3 protein-coding genes are annotated in these 21,631 nt (G+C 63.2%); all 3 read left to right on the plus strand.

The features are described 5' to 3' along the window. Positions 1-71 precede the first annotated feature (71 nt). The 3 genes from QLG21_RS10765 to QLG21_RS10775 all read left to right on the plus strand — a co-directional run bounded on the left by QLG21_RS10765 (position 72) and on the right by QLG21_RS10775 (position 21,627). Positions 72-18,125, plus strand: a complete 18,054-nt coding sequence (locus tag QLG21_RS10765) for an Ig-like domain-containing protein (protein ID WP_282484361.1) — start codon at positions 72-74, stop codon at positions 18,123-18,125. Positions 18,126-18,274: 149 nt separating this feature from the next. Next, positions 18,275-20,455, plus strand: coding sequence for a type I secretion system permease/ATPase (locus tag QLG21_RS10770; protein WP_137848574.1), 2,181 nt, complete (start codon positions 18,275-18,277; stop codon positions 20,453-20,455). Then, positions 20,452-21,627 (plus strand): HlyD family type I secretion periplasmic adaptor subunit, encoded by a 1,176-nt coding sequence (locus tag QLG21_RS10775; RefSeq protein WP_282484362.1) that lies wholly within the window; start codon positions 20,452-20,454, stop codon positions 21,625-21,627. Before QLG21_RS10770 ends, QLG21_RS10775 begins: the two co-directional genes overlap by 4 nt. Positions 21,628-21,631: the final 4 nt, after the last annotated feature.

A 21,631-nucleotide genomic window follows, 5' to 3' on the forward strand; every position in this document is an offset into this window, starting at 1 on the left:
ATCCCCAGGGCGAGTTACAGCTATCGGGTGGACATTTTCACAGGACACCGTACACCTGCAAGGAGAAGAATATGAGTAGCGTAAAAGTTGTTGATGTCATCATTCGTAAAACGGCGGAGAAGGCGAAATTAACCGGCGAGGGAAATATGTCGGTCTCGATCTCATCGCCCGCCGTGATTGAAATTCAGGGCTCTGCACAGGACGTGGCGCGCTATGTTCGCCAGGGTAAAGACCTGCTCATTTATATGAAAGATGGCAGCGTGATCCGCTGCAATAACTATTTCGCTGAAGATCCTGAGACGCACCACCATTCTGAACTGGTGTTTAACGATAATCAGGAATTAACCCATATTTCTTTTGCCGACACCGGAGAAGTGACCGGCGTCGCGACAGCCGAGCTGACCGCGCAGGCGGCACCGATTAGCAGCATTGAACCTTTCATGGAGCAGGGCGGCGTGCTCGGCGATGCGCCGTGGGGCTGGATTGCGGGCGCGGCGCTCGGCGGGGGGGCATTAGGTGCCCTGCTGGCGCATGGCGGGGACGGTGAAACCAAAACCCGCGTCATCGACAACACCAAAGAGGTGGAGAGCGCAACGCCGACCTTTATGGTGACGGACAAAGCGGGTGACAAGCAGGGTGTGCTGAGTGCAAAAGAGGTCACGGATGATAACACCCCAACCTTCAGCGGCACCGGCCAGCCTGGCGCAACCATTCAGATCAAAGACAGTAGCGGAAGCACCATTGCCAGCGCGATGGTGGCGAAAGACGGTACCTGGACGGTAAAACTGCCTGCGCAGACCGACGGGGAACACACCTGGTCCGTCGTGCAGATCGATGGCAGTAAAACGACCTCTGCGGGCAGCATCACCGTGACCGTCTCCACCGCAGACGCGAGCCTGACCCTGGCGACCACGGCGGGTGATAACGTGATCAACGCCAGTGAACAGGCGGCGGGCTTTACCCTGTCCGGTGCCAGCAAAAATCTGGCGCAGGGCACCAGCCTGACGGTGACACTGAACGGCAAAACTTATTCCACCGAGGTTGGAGCCAATGGCGCATGGAGCGTAAAAGTGCCTGCGGCAGACGCAAAGGCGCTGGGCGACGGCACCTGGACGGTGAGCGTCAGCGGCAAAGACGCGGCGGGGAATACCGTGACCGGCAGCCAGACGATTGGCGTAGATACTGCCGCGCCGACGCTTTCCGTCGATACCCTCGCGCATGACAACATCATCAATGCGGCTGAGCACAATCAGGCGCTGACGCTGACCGGAAAAACCAGTGCGGAAGCGGGCCAGATTGTGACGGTCACGCTAAACGGCAAAAACCATACCGCTACGGTAGGAAGCGACGGCACATGGTCCGTTACCCTGCCTGCCAGTGACGTTAAGGCGCTTGGCAATGGTGACCACACCCTGACGGTCAACGTCAGCGATAAAGCCGGGAACGGCACCTCCACCACCGCTGATTTCAGCGTGGATACCGCAGCTCCCGTGGTGACAATCAATACCGTGGCGGGCGACGACGTTCTGAATACCAGCGAGCAGGCACAGGCACAGATCGTCTCCGGCCATGCAAACGGCGCGGCGGCGGGCGACGTCGTCACGGTAACCGTAGGCGGCCAGACCTTTACCGGCGTGGTTCAGGCCGACGGCAGCTGGAGCGTGGGCGTACCGGCATCGGTTATCGGTGCGCTTGGTGAAGGGAAACACAGCGTGTCGGTTTCCGTTACCGATGCCGCAGGCAATACCGGCAGCGCGACGCACGGCATTACGCTGAGCGGCAACCCGCCAGAATTCACCCTTGATGCCATCAGCCAGGACAATGTGCTGAATGCCCAGGAGGCGATGCAGCCGCTGAGCCTGAGTGGCACCAGCAATCTGCCGAACGGCAGCGCCATCACCGTAACGCTTAACGGCGTTGACTATCAGACCAGCGTGACTAACGGCGTCTGGTCGGTGCAGGTCCCGGTGACGGACGTGCTGAACCTGGCGAATACCCTGTACACCGTGAGCGTCAGCGGCACCGACAGCGTCGGCAATACCGGCTCCGCTGAGGCGAACCTGCTGGTCGATACCGCGCTCCCCCAGGTGATTATTAACACCTTCGCGGGCGATAACCTGGTCAACACCAGCGAAGTGAACGTCGACCAGGTCCTGAGCGGGCGCGTGACCGGCGCGGCGGCGGGCGATACCGTCACCATCAGCGCGGGCGGGAAAACCTACTCCGCGAAGGTCGGCAGCGATCTGACGTGGAGCGTCACCGTTCCGTCCGCGGATCTGACCCAGTTCGGCGACGGCGATCTCACCTTCACGGCCTCGGTCACCAACGGCCACGGCAACACCGGCAGCGGCGAGCGCGATATCAACATCAACGCCAACCAGCCGGGCCTGCGGGTGAACACCATTTCCGGCGATGACGTGATCAACGCCATCGAACAGCAGCAGGATTTAACCGTCACCGGCACCAGCAGCCATTTGGCCGCAGGCGCGCAGGTCACCGTCACCATCAACGGCATTGACTACCCGGCGGTGATTACGGCCAACGGCAGCTGGCAGATCGGCGTTCCGGCAGCGGATCTGCAGAACTGGGCGGCGGGCGATATCGACGTAAAAATTTACGCCAAAGACACGTGGGGCAACGAAGCCTCTGCTGACCACCACATCGCGCTGGATCTCAACGCCGTTGCGGTGACCGTGGACACGGTCAGCGCGGACGACATGATCAATGCCGCCGAGAAGGGGGCCGACCTGACGCTCTCCGGCAAAACGCAGGGCGTGGAAGCGGGCCAGACCGTGGTGGTGAAATTCGCCGATCAGACCTTCACCGCGCAGGTCCAGCAGGACGGAAGCTGGAGCCTGACCGTTCCCGCAACCGCGATGGACGGCCTGAGCGATGGCCGCGCGCAGATTAGCGTGAGCGTCACCAACGTCAGCGGCAACAGCGCCGACGCCTCGCGCGTGGTTGTGGTAGATACCCAGCCGCCGGCCATTACCCTCGACAACCTGACGTCCGACAACATCATTAACGCCGCCGAAGCGCAGCAATCGCTCACCGTGAGCGGAACCACCACAGCCGAAGTGGGCCAGACCGTCACCGTGACCCTCAACGGCAAGCAGTACACGACGACGGTGCAAAGCGGCGGAACCTGGCAGCTGGACGTGCCGGCGGCCGACGTGGGCGCGCTGGCCGATGGCAAGGTGACCGTGACCGCCAGCGTCAGCGACGTGGCGGGCAACGGCAGCAGCGTCGACCGCATCGGGCTGGTGGACGCCACCGTGCCGCAGGTGACGATCGATGATTTCGTCACCAGCACCAACACCATCAACCACACCGCCCATTCGCAGGCGCAGATCCTGAGCGGCTCCGTCACCGGCGCGGACGCGGGCGATCGCGTCACGATTACCATCAATAACGTGGACTACACCACGGTGGTCGACGCGGCGGGCCGCTGGAGCCTGGGCCTGCCTGCGTCCGTCGTGCAGGGGCTGGCGGACGGCACCTGGCCGGTCAGCGTCACCGTGACCGATAAATCGGGCAACACCGGCAGCGGCTCGCTGGACGTGGTGGTGAACACCTCTACGCCAGTCATTGCTATCGACACGCTGGCCGCGGATGACGTGATTAACGCCAGCGAAAAAGGGGCCGACCTGCGCCTCTCCGGCACCAGCAACCAGCCGCAGGGCACGACCATTACGCTCACCCTGAACGGCATCCACTACACCGCCACGACGGCGGCGGACGGCAGCTGGAGCGTCAACGTGCCGGCCTCCGCCGTGGGCGCGCTGGGCGAAGCGAACTATACCGTTACCGCCAGCGTCACGGACAGCGTCGGCAATACCGCCTCTGCCAGCCACGACGTGCTGGTGGACAGCTCCCTGCCGGTAGTGACCATTAACACCCTGGCGGGCGACAACGTGGTCAATGCGGCGGAAGTGGCCGCGGGCCAGTCGCTGACCGGGAAGGTTAGCAACGCGGCGGCGGGCGATACGGTCACCGTGACGCTCGGCGGCAAAACCTACACCGCTGTGGTGCAGGACGATCTCACCTGGAGCCTGCCGCTGACCGACGCGCAGCTTACCGCGCTCGGCAACGGCGACCTGACCGTGACGGCGAGCGTCACCAACGCCCACGGCAACACCGGCTCTTCCACGCTGGATATCACCATCGACGCCCAGCTGCCGGGCCTGCGCTTCGACACCGTGGCGGGCGATGACGTGATCAACATCATCGAGCACGGCCAGAACCTGATTATCTCCGGCTCCAGCACCGATCTGGCGGCGGGCAGCATCGTCACCGTCAACGTGAACGGCAAAGACTACCCGGCCACCGTGCTGGCGGACGGCACCTGGCAGGCGGCAATTCCGGCGGCGGACGTGGGCCAGTGGGCCGACGGCCAACTGACGATTACCGCCAGCGCGCAGGACAGCGCACAGAACCCGGTGAACATCGGTACGATCGTCGACGTCGATCTGGCGCCGGTCGCGATTAGCATTGACGCCATCGCCACCGACGACGTGATCAACGCGGCGGAAAAAGGCCAGAATCTGGTGCTGTCCGGCACCACGGCGAACGTGGATGAAAACCAGACCGTGACCATCACCTTCGGCGGGAAAACCTACACCGCGAAGGTGGACGCGGACGGCAAGTGGAGCACCACCGTGCCGTCGGCGGATCTGGCGGGGCTGAAGGACGGCGACGCCAGCGTGCAGGTGAGCGTCACCAACGTGAACGGCAACGGCGCTACGGCGGGCCGTGAGTACAGCGTGGACGCGACCGCGCCAACGGTTACCATTGATACCGTCAGCGGCGACAACATGCTGAACGCCGCGGAGGCCGGGGCCGATCTGACCCTGAGCGGCACCTCCAGCGCGCAGGCGGGACAAACCGTCACCGTTGCCTTTAACGGCAAGCAGTACACCGCGCAGGTACAGGCGGATGGCACCTGGTCGCTGAACGTTCCGGCGGCGGATATGGCGGGCATCGCCGACGGCAATGCGGCCATTACCGCCTCCGTTTCCGACAAGGCGGGCAACCCGGCCAGCGCCAATACCTCGGTGCTGGTGGACACTACCGTGCCGAAAATCACCTTCGACACCCTCGCGGACGACGACGTGATTAACCTTGCCGAGCACGGCCAGGCGCTGATCGTCTCCGGGAAGGTGACGGGCGCGCAGGCGGGCGACGTCGTGACCGTCAACCTGAACGGTAAAGACTATACCGCCATTCTCGACGCGGCGGGCAGCTGGAGCGTGGGCGTTCCGGCTGCAGACGTCGGGGCGCTGGCCAACACCGACTACACCCTGACCGCGACGGTGACGGACAAGGCGGGCAACAGCGGCAGCGCACAGCACGATCTCGGCGTCGCCCTGACCGCGCCGACGCTTGCCATCAACACCATCGCCGGTGATGACGTAATTAACGCCCTGGAAAAAGGGGCCGACCTGGTGCTTTCCGGCACCAGCAACCAGCCGCAGGGCACCACCGTGACGGTAACCCTGAACGGCATTAACTACACCGCTACCACGGCGGCGGACGGCAGCTGGAAGGTCACCGTGCCGGCCTCCGCCGTCAGCGGCCTCGGCGAAGCAAATTACACGGTAAGCGCCTCCGTGACCGACGCCGCAGGCAACGCCACCAGCGCCGCCCATAGCGTGCAGGTGGACAGCGCCCTGCCGGTCGTCACCATCAACGCCATTGCTACCGACGACGTGATTAACGCCCAGGAGCTGGCGGCAGGCCAGACCATCAGCGGCAAGGTAGCAAACGCCGAAGCGGGCAACACCGTGACGGTCACCATTGGCGGCAACACCTACACCACCACGGTGCAGAGCGATCTGACCTGGAAAGTAGACGTCACCGCGGACGACCTGAAAGCGCTGGGTAACGGCGATCTGACCGTCACCGCGAGCGTCACCAACGGCCACGGCAACGCCGGCAGCGGCGATCGCGATATCACCATCGACGCTAACCTGCCGGGCCTGCGGGTGGACACGGTGGCAGGCGACGACGTAATTAACAGCATTGAGCACGGCCAGAACCTGATTATCACCGGCAGCAGCGACGGCCTGACGGCGGGCACGGCGCTTACCGTCACCGTCAATGGCAAAACCTACCCGGCCGTGGTGCTGGCGGACGGCACCTGGAGCGCGGCGGTTCCTTCTGCGGACGTGAGCGCGCTGGCGGCGGGCAAGCTGACCATCACCGTTGAAGGCCAGAGCAGCGCCGGAAATCCGGTCTCTATCGGCCACGGCGTCACCGTCGATTTGGCCGACGTTGCCATCAGCGTGAACGCCATCGCCACCGACGACGTGATCAACGCCGCGGAGAAGGGCGCGGACCTGGTGCTGTCCGGCCTCACCACCAACGTGGAAGAAAACCAGACCGTCACCATCACCTTCGGCGGTAAAACCTACACCGCGAAGGTGGATGCGGACGGCAAGTGGACCACCACCGTGCCGTCGGCGGATCTGACCGGCCTGAAGGACGGCGACGCCAGCGTGCAGGTGAGCGTAACGAACGTAAACGGCAACAGCGCGACGGCGGGCCGCGAGTACAGCGTGGACGCCACCGCGCCGTCGGTGGCGATTGATATCGTCAGCGATAACAACATCATCAATGCGGCAGAGGCGCAGTCTGCCCTGACCGTTCACGGCACCAGCAATGCCGAAGCGGGCCAGACGGTGACCGTTACCCTTGGCGGCAAGTCCTGGACCACCACCGTGGGCGCGGACGGCACCTGGACGCTGGATGTCCCAGCGGCGGATGTCGGCGCGCTGGCTGACGGCAACTACACCATCGGGGCCTCGGTGGCAGACAAGGCGGGCAACCCGGCCTCCACCACGCGCGACGTGCTGGTGGATACCACCGTGCCGCAACTCACCATCAACGCCGTCTCCGGCGATGACGTGATCAACAGCGTGGAGCACGGCCAGGCGCTGACCGTGAGCGGCAGCGCCACCGGCGCGGCGGCGGGCGACGTGGTGACCGTGACCATCAACAATAAATCCTACACCGCGACGCTGGACGCGGCGGGCAAGTGGACCATCGGGGTCCCGGCTGCCGACGTTGGCGCGCTGGTCGCCGGGGATTACACCATTACCGCCTCCGTCACCGACAGGGCGGGGAACAGCGACAGCGAAACGCACAACGTTAAGGTGAACCTGACCGCCCCGGTGCTGACCATCGACACCGTCTCCGACGACAACGTGATCAACAGCGTTGAGAAGACGCAGGATCTGGTGATTAGCGGCACCGCGACCGGCCTTGCGTCGGGCGCCGTCGTCACGGTGATGCTGAACGGCAAAGCCTACAGCGCGACGGTAGACGCGAACGGCAAGTGGTCAACCACCGTTCCGGCTGAACAGGTCGGTGCGCTGGGTGAAGCCCTGTACACCGTTACCGCGTCGGCGACGGACGCTGTGGGCAACAGCGGCAGCGCGTCGCATACCGTGACCGTTGAGTCCGTGCTGCCTGGCGTGAGCATCAATGCCATCGCAACGGATGATGTGATCAACGCGGGCGAAGTCAACGCGGGTCAGTCCATCAGCGGGAAAGTCATCAACGCCGAAGCGGGCAACACCGTAACGGTGACCGTGGGCGGCAAAACTTACACCACCACGGTGCAGAGCGATCTGACCTGGAAAGTGGACGTCTCCGCGGACGACCTCAAGGCGCTGGGCAACGGCGATCTGACCGTCACCGCGAGTGTCACCAACAGCGTGAACAACACCGGCTCGGCGGATCGTGATATCACCATTGACGCCAACCTGCCGGGCCTGCGCGTGGATACCGTCGCGGGCGACGACGTGATCAACAGCATCGAGCACGGGCAGAACCTGATTATCACCGGCAGCAGCGACGGCCTGACGGTGGGCACCGCCCTGACCGTCACCGTCAACGGCAAAACCTACCCGGCGACCGTGCTGGCGGACGGCACCTGGAGCGCGGCGGTTCCGTCTGCGGACGTGGGCGCGCTGGCAGCGGGCAGCGTGACGATTACCGTGGCGGGCCAGAGCACCGCGGGCAACCCGGTCACCATCAGCCATAACGTCACCGTGGATCTGGCGGCGGTCGCCATCAGCATCGACGCCATCACCTCTGACGACGTGATCAACGCCGCGGAGAAAGGAACCGATCTGGTGCTCTCCGGCACCACCGCGCAGGTGGAAGAGAACCAGACCGTCACGATCGTCTTTGGCGGGAAAACCTACACCGCGAAGGTCGACGCGAACGATAAGTGGACGGTCACCGTACCGTCGGCAGATCTGGCAGGCCTGAAGGACGGCGACGCCAGCGTGCAGGTAAGCGTGAGCAACGTGAACGGCAACAGCGCCTCCGCGGGCCGCGAGTACAGCGTGGATGCCACCGCGCCGTCCGTCACCATCGGCACGATTGCCGGAGATGACGTGCTCAACGCGACGGAAGCGAAAGCGGATCTGACCATCAGCGGCACCAGCACGGCCGAAGCGGGCCAGACGGTGACCTTGACCCTGAACGGCAAAACCTATACCGCGAACGTGGGCGCGGACGGCGGCTGGACGCTGGACGTTCCGGCGGCGGACGTCGGCGCGCTGGCGGACGGCACGGCGACGATCACCGCCTCCGTTTCTGACAAGGCGGGCAACCCGGCCTCGGCTAACCATAACGTCACGGTGGACGCGACCGTTCCGGTCGTGACCATCAACACCATCGCGGGCGACGACGTGATCAACGCCACCGAGCACGGCCAGGCGCAGATTATCAGCGGCTCGGCGACCGGCGCGGCGGCGGGTGATAAGGTCACCGTGAGCATCGGCGGCAAGGACTACACCACCGTGCTGGACGCGGCGGGCAACTGGAGCGTCGGCGTGCCGGCGAGCGTGATTTCCGCGCTCTCCGACGGCAAGGTGACGGTAAGCGTCAGCGTGACCGACGCGGCGGGCAACACCGGCAGCGGCACCCACGACGTAACCGTGGAGACCGGCCTGCCGTCGCTGAACTTCGACGCGATTTCCGGCGATAACGTGCTGAACGCGGTGGAAAAAGGCCAGGATCTGAGCGTGAGCGGCACCAGCGCCAACCTGAGCGCGGGCACCACGGTCACCGTGACCCTGAACGGCAAGCAGTACACCGCCACCACGGCGGCGGACGGCAGCTGGAGCCTGACGGTGCCTGCGGCGGATCTGGCGGCGCTGGGCGAGGCGAACTACACCCTGAGCGCGGCGGCGACCAACGGCGTCGGCAACGGCATCAGCAACACCGCAAACCTGCAGGTGGACACCGCCCTGCCGACCGTGACCATCAGCACCGTGGCGGGCGACAACGTGATCAACGCCGCCGAGGTGGCGGTGGATCAGAGCATCAGCGGCAAGGTCGTCCACGCGGAAGCGGGCAACACCGTGACCGTGAAGATCGGCGGCAACACCTACACCACCACCGTGCAGAGCGATCTGACCTGGAAGGTTGACGTCTCTGCGGACGATCTTAAGGCACTGGGCAACGGCAGCCTGTCGATCGTCGCGACGGTCACCAACGGCCACGGCAACACCGGCAGCGGCGAGCGCGACATCACCATCGACGCCAACCTGCCGGGCCTGCGCGTGGACACGGTGGCAGGCGACGACGTGATCAACAGCATCGAGCACGGCCAGAACCTGATCATTACCGGCAGCAGCGACGGCCTGACGGCGGGCACGGCGCTGACCGTCACCGTCAACGGCAAAACCTACCCGGCGACCGTGCTGGCGGACGGCACCTGGAGCGCAGCGGTTCCGTCTGCGGACGTGGGCGCCTGGGCTGAAGGCACGGTAAAAATCACCGTCTCCGGCGACAGCGCGGCGGGTAACCCGATTTCCATCAGCCACGACGTGACGGTGGATCTGGCAACGGTCGCCATCAGCATCGATGCCATCGCTTCCGACGACGTGATCAACGCGGCGGAGAAGGGTGCGGACCTGGTGCTGTCCGGCACGACGCTTAACGTCGAGGCGGGCCAGACCGTGACCGTGAGCATCGGCGGCAAGCTTTACACCACGAAGGTGGATGCGGACGGCAAGTGGACCACCACCGTGCCGTCGGCGGATCTGGCGGGGCTGAAGGACGGCGACGCCAGCGTGCAGGTAAGCGTGAGCAACGTGAACGGCAACGGCGCCTCCGCAGGACGCGAGTACAGCGTGGACGCGACCGCGCCGTCGGTCACCATTAACACGATCGCCGGGGACGACGTGCTCAACGCGGCGGAAGCGAAATCCGCGCTGACCGTCAGCGGCACCAGCACGGCCGAAGCGGGCCAGACGGTGACCGTCAGCCTGAACGGCAAAACCTATACCGCGAACGTGGGTGCGGACGGCAGCTGGACGCTGGACGTTCCGGCGGCGGACGTCGGCGCGCTGGCGGACGGCACGGCGACGATCACCGCCTCCGTTTCTGACAAGGCGGGCAACCCGGCCTCGGTTAACCATAACGTCACGGTGGACGCGACCGTTCCGGTGGTGACCATCAACACCATCGCGGGCGACGACGTGATCAACGCCACCGAGCACGGCCAGGCGCAGATTATCAGCGGCTCGGCGACCGGCGCGGCAGCGGGTGATAAGGTCACCGTCAGCATCGGCGGCAAGGACTACACCACCGTGCTGGACGCGGCGGGGAACTGGAGCGTCGGCGTGCCGGCGAGCGTGATTTCCGCGCTCTCCGACGGCAAGGTGACGGTCAGCGTCAGCGTGACCGACGCGGCGGGCAACACCGGCAGCGGCACCCACGACGTAACCGTGGAGACCGGCCTGCCGTCGCTGAACTTCGACGCGATTTCCGGCGATAACGTGCTGAACGCGGTGGAAAAAGGCCAGGATCTGAGCGTGAGCGGCACCAGCGCCAACCTGAGCGCGGGCACCACGGTCACCGTGACCCTGAACGGCAAGCAGTACACAGCGACTACGGCGGCAGACGGCAGCTGGAGCCTGACGGTGCCGGCGGCGGATCTGGCGGCGCTGGGCGAGGCGAACTACACCCTGAGCGCGGCGGCGACCAACGGCGTCGGCAACGGCATCAGCAATACCGCGAACCTGCAGGTGGACACCGCCCTGCCGACCGTGACGATCAATGCCATCGCCACGGATAACATCATCAACGCTGCCGAGGTGGCGGTGGATCAGAGCATCAGCGGTAAGGTTGCCCACGCGGAAGCGGGCAACACCGTGACCGTGAAGATCGGCGGAAACACCTACACCGCCGTTGTGCAGAGCGATCTGACCTGGACCGTGAACGTCCCGGCTGACGTGCTGAAGGCGCTCGGCAACGGCGATCTGACCGTGACCGCGAGCGTGACTAACGGCCACGGCAACACCGGCAGCGGCGAGCGCGACATCACCATCGACGCTAACCTGCCGGGCCTGCGCGTAGACACGGTGGCAGGCGACGACGTGATCAACAGCATCGAGCACGGCCAGAACCTGATCATTACCGGCAGCAGCGACGGCCTGACGGCGGGCACGGCGCTGACCGTCACCGTCAACGGCAAAACCTACCCGGCGACCCTGCTGGCGGACGGCACCTGGAGCGCGGCGGTTCCGTCTGCGGACGTGGGCGCGCTGGCGGCGGGCAGCGTGACGATTACCGTGGCGGGCCAGAGCACCGCGGGCAACCCGGTCACCATCAGCCACGACGTGACGGTGGATCTGGCGGCAGTTGCCATCAGCATTAATGCCATCGCCACCGACGACGTGATCAACGCCGCGGAGAAAGGCGCGGACCTGGTGCTGTCCGGTCTGACCACCAACGTGGAAGCAAACCAGACCGTGACCATCACCTTCGGCGGGAAAACCTACACCGCGAAGGTGGATGCGGACGGCAAGTGGACCACTACCGTGCCGTCGACGGATCTGGCGGGCCTGAAGGACGGCGACGCCAGCGTGCAGGTAAGCGTGAGCAACGTGAACGGCAACGGCGCCTCGGCGGGCCGCGAATACAGCGTGGATGCGACTGCACCAACGGTCACGATTGACACGGTTGCGGCCGACAACGTGATCAACGGCAGCGAAGCTGCGGCGGGCGTAGCGATTACCGGCACCACTACCGCGGAAGTGGGCCAGACGGTCACCGTGACGCTGGGCGGCAAATCGTACACCGTGCAGGTCGGGCAGGGCGGCGCGTGGAGCGTGAACGTCCCGGCGGACGACCTGGCGGCGCTTGCGGACAGCGGCTACACCGTGCAGGTGAGCGTCAGCGACGCGGCGGGCAACCCGGGCAGCGCCAGTAAGGCGATTACCCTCGACACCACGCCGCCGACCATCAGCTTCAACGCCGTAGCGGGCGACGACGTGATCAACGGCGTTGAGCACGGGCAGGCGCAGATCGTGAGCGGCACCGCCACCGGCGCGTCCACGGGCGATAAGCTGGTCGTTACGATTGACGGCAAGCAGTACACCACCACCGTTGACGCCAACGGCAGCTGGAGCGTGGGCGTTCCGGCCAGCGTCATCTCGGCCCTGGCGGATGGTAAAGTGACCATCAGCGCGACCATCACCGACGGCGCGGGCAACAGCAGCACCCAGACCCACGACGTGATGGTCAATACCGCCGCGGTTGCGCTGACCGTCAACACTATTAGCGGTGACGACGTGATTAACGCCGCCGAAGCGGGCAGCTCGCTGGTCATCAGCGGTTCCAGCGCCCAGTTCGCCAGTGGAACGAAGGTGACGGTGATGCTGAACGGCAAGTCCTACACGGCGACGGTACAGAGCGACGGTTCCTGGAGCACGACGGTTCCGGCAGCGGACGTGGGCGCCCTGGCGGACGGTTCGAGCTATCAGGTCACCGCATCGGCGCAGGATAGCGCGGGTAATAGCGCGTCGGCGACGCACGGCGTGAGCGTGGACATCACCCCGCCGGTAGTGAGCATCGCGGCGATCTCCGGCGACGATATGCTCAACGCGGCGGAAGCGCAGCAGCCGCTGACCGTTCACGGCTCGAGCAGCGCGGAGGCCGGGCAGACGGTCACCGTCACCCTCGGCGGCAAAACCTACACCGCGCTGGTGAAGGCCGACGGCACCTGGACGCTGGACGTTCCGGCGGCCGATCTTGCCTCCCTGAGCCAGGGCGCGCTCACCGTGACCGCCTCGGTCAACGATAAGGCAGGCAACAGCGGCGATGCTTCGCATACCCTGACGGTAGATACCGTCGCGCCAACCGTCACCATCAATACGGTGGCGGACGACAATATCGTCAACAACGCGGAACAGCAGGCGGGACAAACCGTCAGCGGGACCACTACCGCCGAGCAGGGGCAAACGGTGACCGTGACCTTTAACGGCCACAGCTACCAGGCCACCGTTGGCGCGGACGGCACGTGGTCGGTCTTCGTGGAAGGGCACGATTTGGTGGGCCTCGCCGACGGTAAATACACCCTTACCGCATCGGTAACCGATAAGGCAGGCAACCCGGGCAGCGCGACGCACGACGTCACGCTGAGCGGCGACGTGCCGACGATTGCTATCAATACCTTTGCGCAGGACGACATCGTGAATGCCGCGGAGCACGGCACGCCGCTGGTCGTCAGCGGTACGACCAGCGCGCCAGCGGGCCAGACGGTGACCATTACGCTGAACGGCAAAACCTACACCACGACCGTACAGAGCGACGGCAGCTGGAGCTACACGGTTGGCAGCGCGGACGTGACGGCGCTGGCGGACGGCGGCGCTTACGTGATTAACGCTCAGGTCAGCAACGCGATCGGCAACGGCGCGAGCGCGGACCACACGGTCACGATCGATTTGACCCCGCCGTCGATGGGCATCAGCATCGACTCGCTGCAAAACGACACTGGCCTGAGCGCGAGTGATTTCATCACCAACGACAAAAACGTGGTGGTTAACGGCTCGCTGACCGCGCAACTCGGCAACAACGAGAAGGCGCAGATCAGCCTCGACGGCGGCGTCACCTGGATAGACCTGACCGTCACCGGCACGACCTGGCGCTACGCCGATGGCCGCAACCTGACCGACGGCACTTATCAGTATCAGGTACGGGTTATCGATAACGCGGGCAACGTCGGCGCAACCGACAGCCAGGATGTGGTGGTCGATCTCACCGCGCCGGCGGCAACCACCATCACCGTGGATGCCGTGACGCAGGATACCGGGTTGTCCGACAGCGACTTTATCACCAGCGATAATCAAATCACGCTGAACGGGACGCTCGGTGCGGCGCTGGGCCGCGGCGAGCACGCGCAGATCAGCATTGACGGCGGAACGACATGGATTGATGTGAACGTCAGCGGGCTGACCTGGACCTACGTCGATGGTCGCACCCTGGCCGACGGCGACTACAACTACCAGCTGCGGGTGATCGACGACGCGGGCAATATCAGCGCCACCACCAGTCAGGTGGTGACCATTGATACCGTGGCGCCGGACGCCAGCAAAACCGTCTCTATCGACAGCATCAGTGATGATACGGGCCTGAGCAACAGCGACTTCGTGACCAATGACACCTCGCTGACGCTGCACGGCTCGCTCGGCGCGACGCTGGCCGACGGTGAAGGCGTGCAGATCAGCCTCGACGGCGGCAACACCTGGCAGAACGTCATCGTGGTCGGCAAGACCTGGTACTATGTCGATGGCCGCACGCTGGGTAACCAGACCTATGACTACTGGGTACGCGTGATTGATGCGGCCGGAAACGTGGGCGAGTCTGCGCACCAGCAGGTGACGGTGGATACCATTGCGCCAGACGCGGCGATCACCGTGACCGTGGATAACATCACCGTCGATACCGGTTTTGATGATAACGACTTCCTGACCAGCCAAACGTCGTACACCCTGAACGGCACGCTCGGCGCGGCGCTGGGCAACAATGAGTACGTACAGGTTAGCCTCGACGGCGGCACGACCTGGGTTTACGCGAAGGTTAACGGCACAAGCTGGAGCTATACCGATACGCGCACCCTCGCCGATGGCGATCACGACTATCAGGTTCGCGTGGTGGATCAGGCGGGCAACGTCGGAGCAACCACCTCGCAGGTGGTGACCGTGGACACCAAAGCGCCGCAGTACGGCATCACCATTGATGCCATCAGCGACGATACCGGGCAGTCCGGCAGCGATTTCATCACCAACGATACCTCGCTGACGGTGAGCGGCACGCTTGGCAGCGAGCTGCGCAGCGATGAACGGGTGCAGATCAGCCTGGACGGCGGGGCAACCTGGATCGACGTTACGGTGAACCATACCCAGTGGAGCTACACCGATACCCGCACGCTGACCGACAATGATTACACCTATCAGGTGCGCATCATTGACCAGGCCGGAAACGTCGGCTCAACCGCACAGCAGGTGGTGACGGTAGACACCACGCCGCCGGTGACGAAGGGCACGATCGTCAGCTATACCGATACCGACGGCGAGCGTACCGGGGTCTTTGGTGAAAACGTCTCGACGGATGACACCACGCCGCTCATCAGCGGTACCCTGAACCAGGGGCTGGCGGCCGGTGAAATTGCGCAACTGTATCGCGACGGGGTCCTGTTGGGCCAGGTCACCATGAACGGCGCGACCAGCTGGTACTTCCAGGACAGTGGCCTGCGAGACGGTAACCATAACTACGTTCTGCGTATTACCGACGTGGCGGGGAACTACACCGACTCGAATGATTTTGTGCTGAAGGTCGATACCAGCATTCCGACCACCACGGCAACCATTGCCGCCCAGACGACGCCGGACACGACGCCGATTCTGAACGGTACCGTGTCGGCGGCGCTGACCAACGGGGAATATCTGGTCGTTACCGTCAACGGTAAAACCTACACCTCCGAAGCGGGCGGCGCGGTGGTGGTCGACCCGGACAATAGCACCTGGTATCTGCAAATCCCGGACAGCGATGCGCTGACCGTGAAGAGCTATGACGTGACGGCGCAGGTGAAGAGCAGCGCGGGCAACGGCAACTCAACCGGCACCACCACGGGAAGCCTCGTGATTGGTAATGATGAGGCGATCACGCTGGGCTTCACGACGACCAGCTCAGGCTCGTCGAACGCTGCGAGCTACATGCTGGATTCGGACGGGCTGTGGACGGTTACGGCGAACCAGCAAATCGCGTCGGCGAATGCCGACAGCCGCAACTCGTGGACGGTGGGAAGCAACTTTACGATGACCGGAACCTACACCTCCGGTACGTACGCGGATATCAACCGTGACGGTCTGAATGACATCCTGGCCGAAAGCACCAACTACAGCTACATGCAGCAGCTGATTAACAATGGCGACGGCACCTACACCTCGACTTCGCTCAGCGGCTTTGGGGCGCTGGTCTGGTATGGCGCGGTGGTGGCGATTGATATTCAGGGTGACGGTTACACGGACTTTGTGGTCGGCGATGCGGGTGGCCCGGACTCCAGCACCTTTATGCTGAACAACAATGGGACGCTGGTCGGTAGCTCGAAGGCCGGGACCTACGGCACCTTTGTGTCCGGCTCGAAGGTGGGTAACTACAACAGCCTGATTGAAGTCTCCGGCGTCGACTTAGACAACGACGGTAAGGTGGATATTGCCCAGCACACCACTAACGGCAGTAACAACTATGCGCTGTCGACGATGTTCAACCAGGGGGATGGCTCGTTTACCTGGGGGCAGAACTTCATCAACACCATGTACAGCGCTACCGGCTCCGGCGCGGCGACCAACGCCGTCAGCATGACCTGGGGCGACTTCAACGGTGACGGTTACATGGATCTGTACATGAGCATGTACCGCACCTCCAGCGGTACCAACACTGGCGGCGTGCTGATGCTGAACGACGGCACCGGCAACCTGCTGGCGGGCACCGCGGTAGGCACCGCGACCACGGACAAATTCGTCGGTAACGTCAGCGTGGCGGTGGACTGGAACATGGACGGCAAGATGGACATCATCAAGCTGGCCAACAGCGGGCAGTCATGGCTTTACACCAACGATGGCATCGCGGGTTCGGCAAGCTTCACGGCGTCGAAGTTCAGCACTGCCACCTCCACGCAGGTGTCCGGCGCGGCGCGGCTCGACTACGACTGGGACGGCGCGCAGGATCTGCTGATCTTCCGCCAGAACGGAGGCGTGATCCTGGAGCGCAACACCAACACCGTTGCGCCGGGTACGGCCATGCATCTGAAGATTGTCGACAGCGAAGGGATCAACGCCTTCTTTGGCAACACCGTTCAGCTTTACAACTCTGCGGGCCAGTTGGTAGCCAGCCAGATCCTCAACGCGCAGTCGGGGATGGGGATTAACGACTCCTCGTCGTTGATCAGCTTCTACGGCCTGGACGCCAATGAGACCTACCACGCGGTGCTGGTGCGAGCGACCAACGGCGTCTCCAGTAACGTCACCTGGGACGGGCTGGAAGCGGGCAACGGTAAGGAAGGCTACGTGCTGACCGCAGAAGCCGCCACCGGAGGTCACAGCGGGACGATTGTCGGGACGGGCTATAACGACACCTTCGTTGCCGAAGCGGGTACCTATACCTACAACGGCTCCGGCGGCTGGTCGACGACGTCCGATCATGATACCTGGAGCAGCACCGGCGGTATGGACGTGGTGGATTACATCAACGCCAGCACGGGAGTAAACGTGAATCTGGGGCTGACGACGGCGCAAAACACCGGCTTCAACACCGCGACGCTGGTGAATATTGAAGGGGTTGCAGGCTCGAACCACGACGACGTGTTCACCGGTAACAGCGGTGATAACCAGTTCGAAGGACGCGGCGGCAACGACACCTTCAACATCGGTAGCGGCGGCCACGACACCTTGCTCTACAAGCTGATCAACGCGTCGGACGCCACGGGCGGTAACGGCAGCGACGTGGTGAACGGCTTCACCGTAGGGACCTGGGAGGGGACAGCGGACACGGATCGTATCGATCTGCGCGATCTGCTTTCCGGTAGCGGCTATACCGGCACCGGCTCGGCGAGCTATGTGAACGGCGTGGCGACGCTGGACAGCAGCGCGGGCAACATCACCGACTACATCCGTGTGGTGCAAAACGGCAGCAATACCGAGATCCAGGTTGACCTGGACGGTAGCGGCGGCAATTTCTCGCCCACAACGCTTGTGACGTTGAACGGGGTGCAAACCGACCTGGCGACATTGCTGGCGAACCATCAGCTGTTAATTGCCTAAACGATGCGGCGGGGAGCGATCCCCGCCGCGCGTTGCGTGCAGTTAAACCGATTATTTTGCCGGCTCGTTTAACAAGTGTTCGAATTTTAATCATTCCGTAAAGGTATCATTTCGGTGCGAAATCACCGCACTGGACAGGACGTAGCATTATGAAGACTCATCCGCAGTACGAACCCTGGTTGCAGGGCATGCTTATCATCGCGAAACACTATCGGCTTGATTTCTCGGCGGAGCATGTTCGGGTCACGATTAACCATGAGAGCCACTCTCCACGCCAACTGGTGCTGGAAGAGATGGCGCGTCAGCTCGGGCTGGGGATGCGTATAGTGGCGGCAGAGACGGCGTCACTCGATCCGTGGCGTCTGCCGATGCTGGCCGAGTTCACAGGCGGACAGATTGCGGTCATTAACCGTATGGACAGCGAAGGGAACGTGAGCCTGCAGTTTAGCGGCGACGGTGGTCTGGAGACCACGCTGACGCGTGACGCGCTGGGAACGCGTTTAAAAGCGCTCCTGGTGTTGCGCCCACTGGAGTCCACCCCGGATGCCCGCGTCGATGATTACATTAAACCCTACGAGAAAAACTGGTTCTGGCAGCTGGCGCTGAAAGACTGGCGGCGCTACAGCGATATCATGCTGGTCGCGCTGGTGGCTAACGTGCTGGCGCTGTCCGGGATGATTTTCTCGATGCAGGTGTATGACCGCGTGGTGCCGTCGCAGTCGGAAGCGACGCTGTGGGTGCTGTTTGGCGGCGTGATGGTGGCCATTCTGTTCGAGTTCATCATGCGCATGCTGCGGGTCCACATTTCCGATGTCATCGGTAAGCGCGCCGACCTGCGCATCTCCGAGCGCGTGTTTGCCCATGCGTTGCGGATCAAAAACGGCGCGCGCTCAAAATCCACCGGCTCGTTTATCGCGCAGATCCGCGAGCTGGAGTCGGTGCGTGAGCTGATTACCTCAACCACCATTGCGGCGATCTCCGATCTGCCGTTCTTCCTGCTGTTTGTTTTCATTCTGTGGATGATTGGCGGCCCGCTGGTGCTGGTGGTGCTGCTCGCCGTGCCGCTGCTGCTGATCCCCGGCCTGCTGGTACAGCGTCCGCTGGGGAAACTCTCCAGCGAGGGGATGCGTGAATCCGCTATCCGCAACGCAACGCTGGTTGAAGCGGTGCAGGGCATCGAAGACATCAAGCTGATGCGGGCGGAACAGCGTTTCCAGAATCAGTGGAATAACACCAACGACGTCGCGGCAAGCGTCGGCATGAAGCAGCGCTGGCTGACGGGCCTACTGCTGACCTGGACCCAGGAAGTGCAGTCCATCGTCTATGCCGTGGTTCTGCTGGTGGGCTGTTATCTGGTGATCGCGGGCGACATGACCACCGGTGCGCTGGTGGGGACCTCTATTCTGGCCTCGCGCACCATTGCGCCGTTATCGCAGATCTCAGGTGTGCTGTCACGCTGGCAGTCGGCAAAAGTGGCGCGCAAGGGGCTGGATGAACTGATGCAGCGCCCGATTGACGACCCGCAGCAGGGCAAAAAGGTGCACAAGGCGCATCTGCGCGGCGACTATGCGCTCAACGATGTCGGGTTCTGGTACGACGACGAAGAGAAACTTACGGTGCTGAGCATCAGCAAATTGACGATCCGCGCCGGGGAGCGCATCGCGGTGCTGGGGCGTAACGGTTCGGGCAAGAGCACGCTGCTGCAGGTGCTGGCGGGGATGCAGGAGCCTCAGCAGGGCAGCATCCTGCTGGATGACATTGCGCTAAACCACCTTGATCCGGCCGACGTGCGCCGGGATATGCAGCTGCTGAGCCAGCAGGCGCGGCTGTTCTTTGGCTCCATACGCGACAACATTGTGATGGGCAACCCGCTGGCGACCGATGATGAGATCCATCAGGCGCTGGTGAACAGCGGCGCGCTGGAGTTTGTCCGCAAGCAGAAGATGGGGCTGAACTACATCATCAACGAGGGGGGCGCTGGCTTATCGGGCGGTCAGCGTCAGGCACTGCTGCTGGCGCGCGCGCTCATTACCTCGCCGAATATTTTGCTGCTGGATGAACCTACCGCCTGGCTGGATGAGATGAGCGAGAAGCACGTTATCCAGCATCTTCATCAGTGGCTGGGCAAACGTCGTACGCTGGTGGTGGCTACCCACCGACTGCCGATTCTGGAGCTGGTGGACCGTATTATCGTGCTGGAAAACGGCAAGATTGTGATGGACGGCCCTCGCGATGCCATCCTGCGTCAGCATGGAATGGCGGCGCAAAAAACGCCGCAGCGTACCGTCGCCCTGAAACCCGCACCGGTGGCTGAGGAGGGCGTAGCATGAATGATTTAACGCGTTATAACAGCCGTCTGAAAGAGCCGCGCCTGCCGCGCTCAACGCTGGTGGCATGGTCGCTGTTTGCGCTGCTGACGGCGTTCATCATCTGGGCGAGTCTGTTCCAGCTGGATGAAGTGACCACCGGTAGCGGCAAAGTGATCCCGTCCTCCCACGAGCAGGTGATTCAGTCGCTCGAGGGGGGGATTATCCATAGCCTGCTGGTGCGCGAGGGTGATATCGTCGAGCGCGGTCAGCAGCTGGCGCAGCTGGACCGCACCAAAACCGAATCCAGCGTGCTGGAAAGTGAATCCCGGCTGAATGCCGCGCTGGCCACCGCCGCGCGTCTTAATGCCGAGGTAAACAACACGGCGCTGGTGTTCCCGGATGAGCTGGACGATGACGTTGAACTGGTAAAACAGGAAACGGCACTGTATCAGTCGCGCCGAGAGAGCCTGGATAAAGGGTTAGCCGGCCTGCGTCAGGGGGCTGAGCTTGTGCAGCGCGAACTGGCCTTAACCCGCCCGCTGGTGACCCAGGGCGCAGCCAGTAAGGTAGAAGTGTTGCGTCTTGAGCGTCAGAAGAATGAGCTTGAGAGCAAAATCACCGAGATGAAAAACCAGTATTACGTCCGCGCCCGCGAGGAGCTTTCAAAGGCTAACGCGGAAATAGAAGCGCAACGTTCGGTGATGAAAGGGCGCGAGGATTCTCTGACGCGCCTGACCTTTAACGCGCCGGTCCGGGGGATTGTTAAAGATATCGACGTGACCACGGTGGGCGGCGTCATTCCACCCAACGGTAAACTGATGAGCCTGGTGCCGCTTGACGACCAGATGGTGATTGAGGCGAAAATCTCTCCGCGCGACGTGGCGTTTATCCATCCGGGACAGAAGGCGCTGGTAAAAATTACCGCCTATGACTACTCCATCTATGGCGGGCTGGAAGGTGAGGTGACGATGATTTCGCCGGACACGCTGCAGGATGAAGTGAAAAGGGATGTGTATTACTACCGCGTTTATATCCGCACCGACAGTAATCATCTGACCAACAAACAGGGCAAGGCATTTCCGGTTTTCCCCGGCATGATCGCCACCGTCGATATCAAAACGGGAAGCAAAACGATTATGGATTATCTGCTGAAACCGTTGAACAAAGCGAAAGAGGCGTTGCGGGAAAGATAAAAAT

This window comes from Enterobacter sp. V87_3 (genome assembly GCF_029967835.1).
GTDB lineage: Bacteria > Pseudomonadota > Gammaproteobacteria > Enterobacterales > Enterobacteriaceae > Enterobacter > Enterobacter cancerogenus.

What these genes read in the sequence shown, in the direction of transcription:
- QLG21_RS10765 (WP_282484361.1), top strand. Translation starts at nt 72, where the DNA reads ATGAGTAGCGTAAAAGTTGTTGATGTCATCATTCGTAAAACGGCGGAG.
- QLG21_RS10775 (WP_282484362.1), top strand. Translation starts at nt 20,452, where the DNA reads ATGAATGATTTAACGCGTTATAACAGCCGTCTGAAAGAGCCGCGCCTG.
- QLG21_RS10770 (WP_137848574.1), top strand. Translation starts at nt 18,275, where the DNA reads ATGAAGACTCATCCGCAGTACGAACCCTGGTTGCAGGGCATGCTTATC.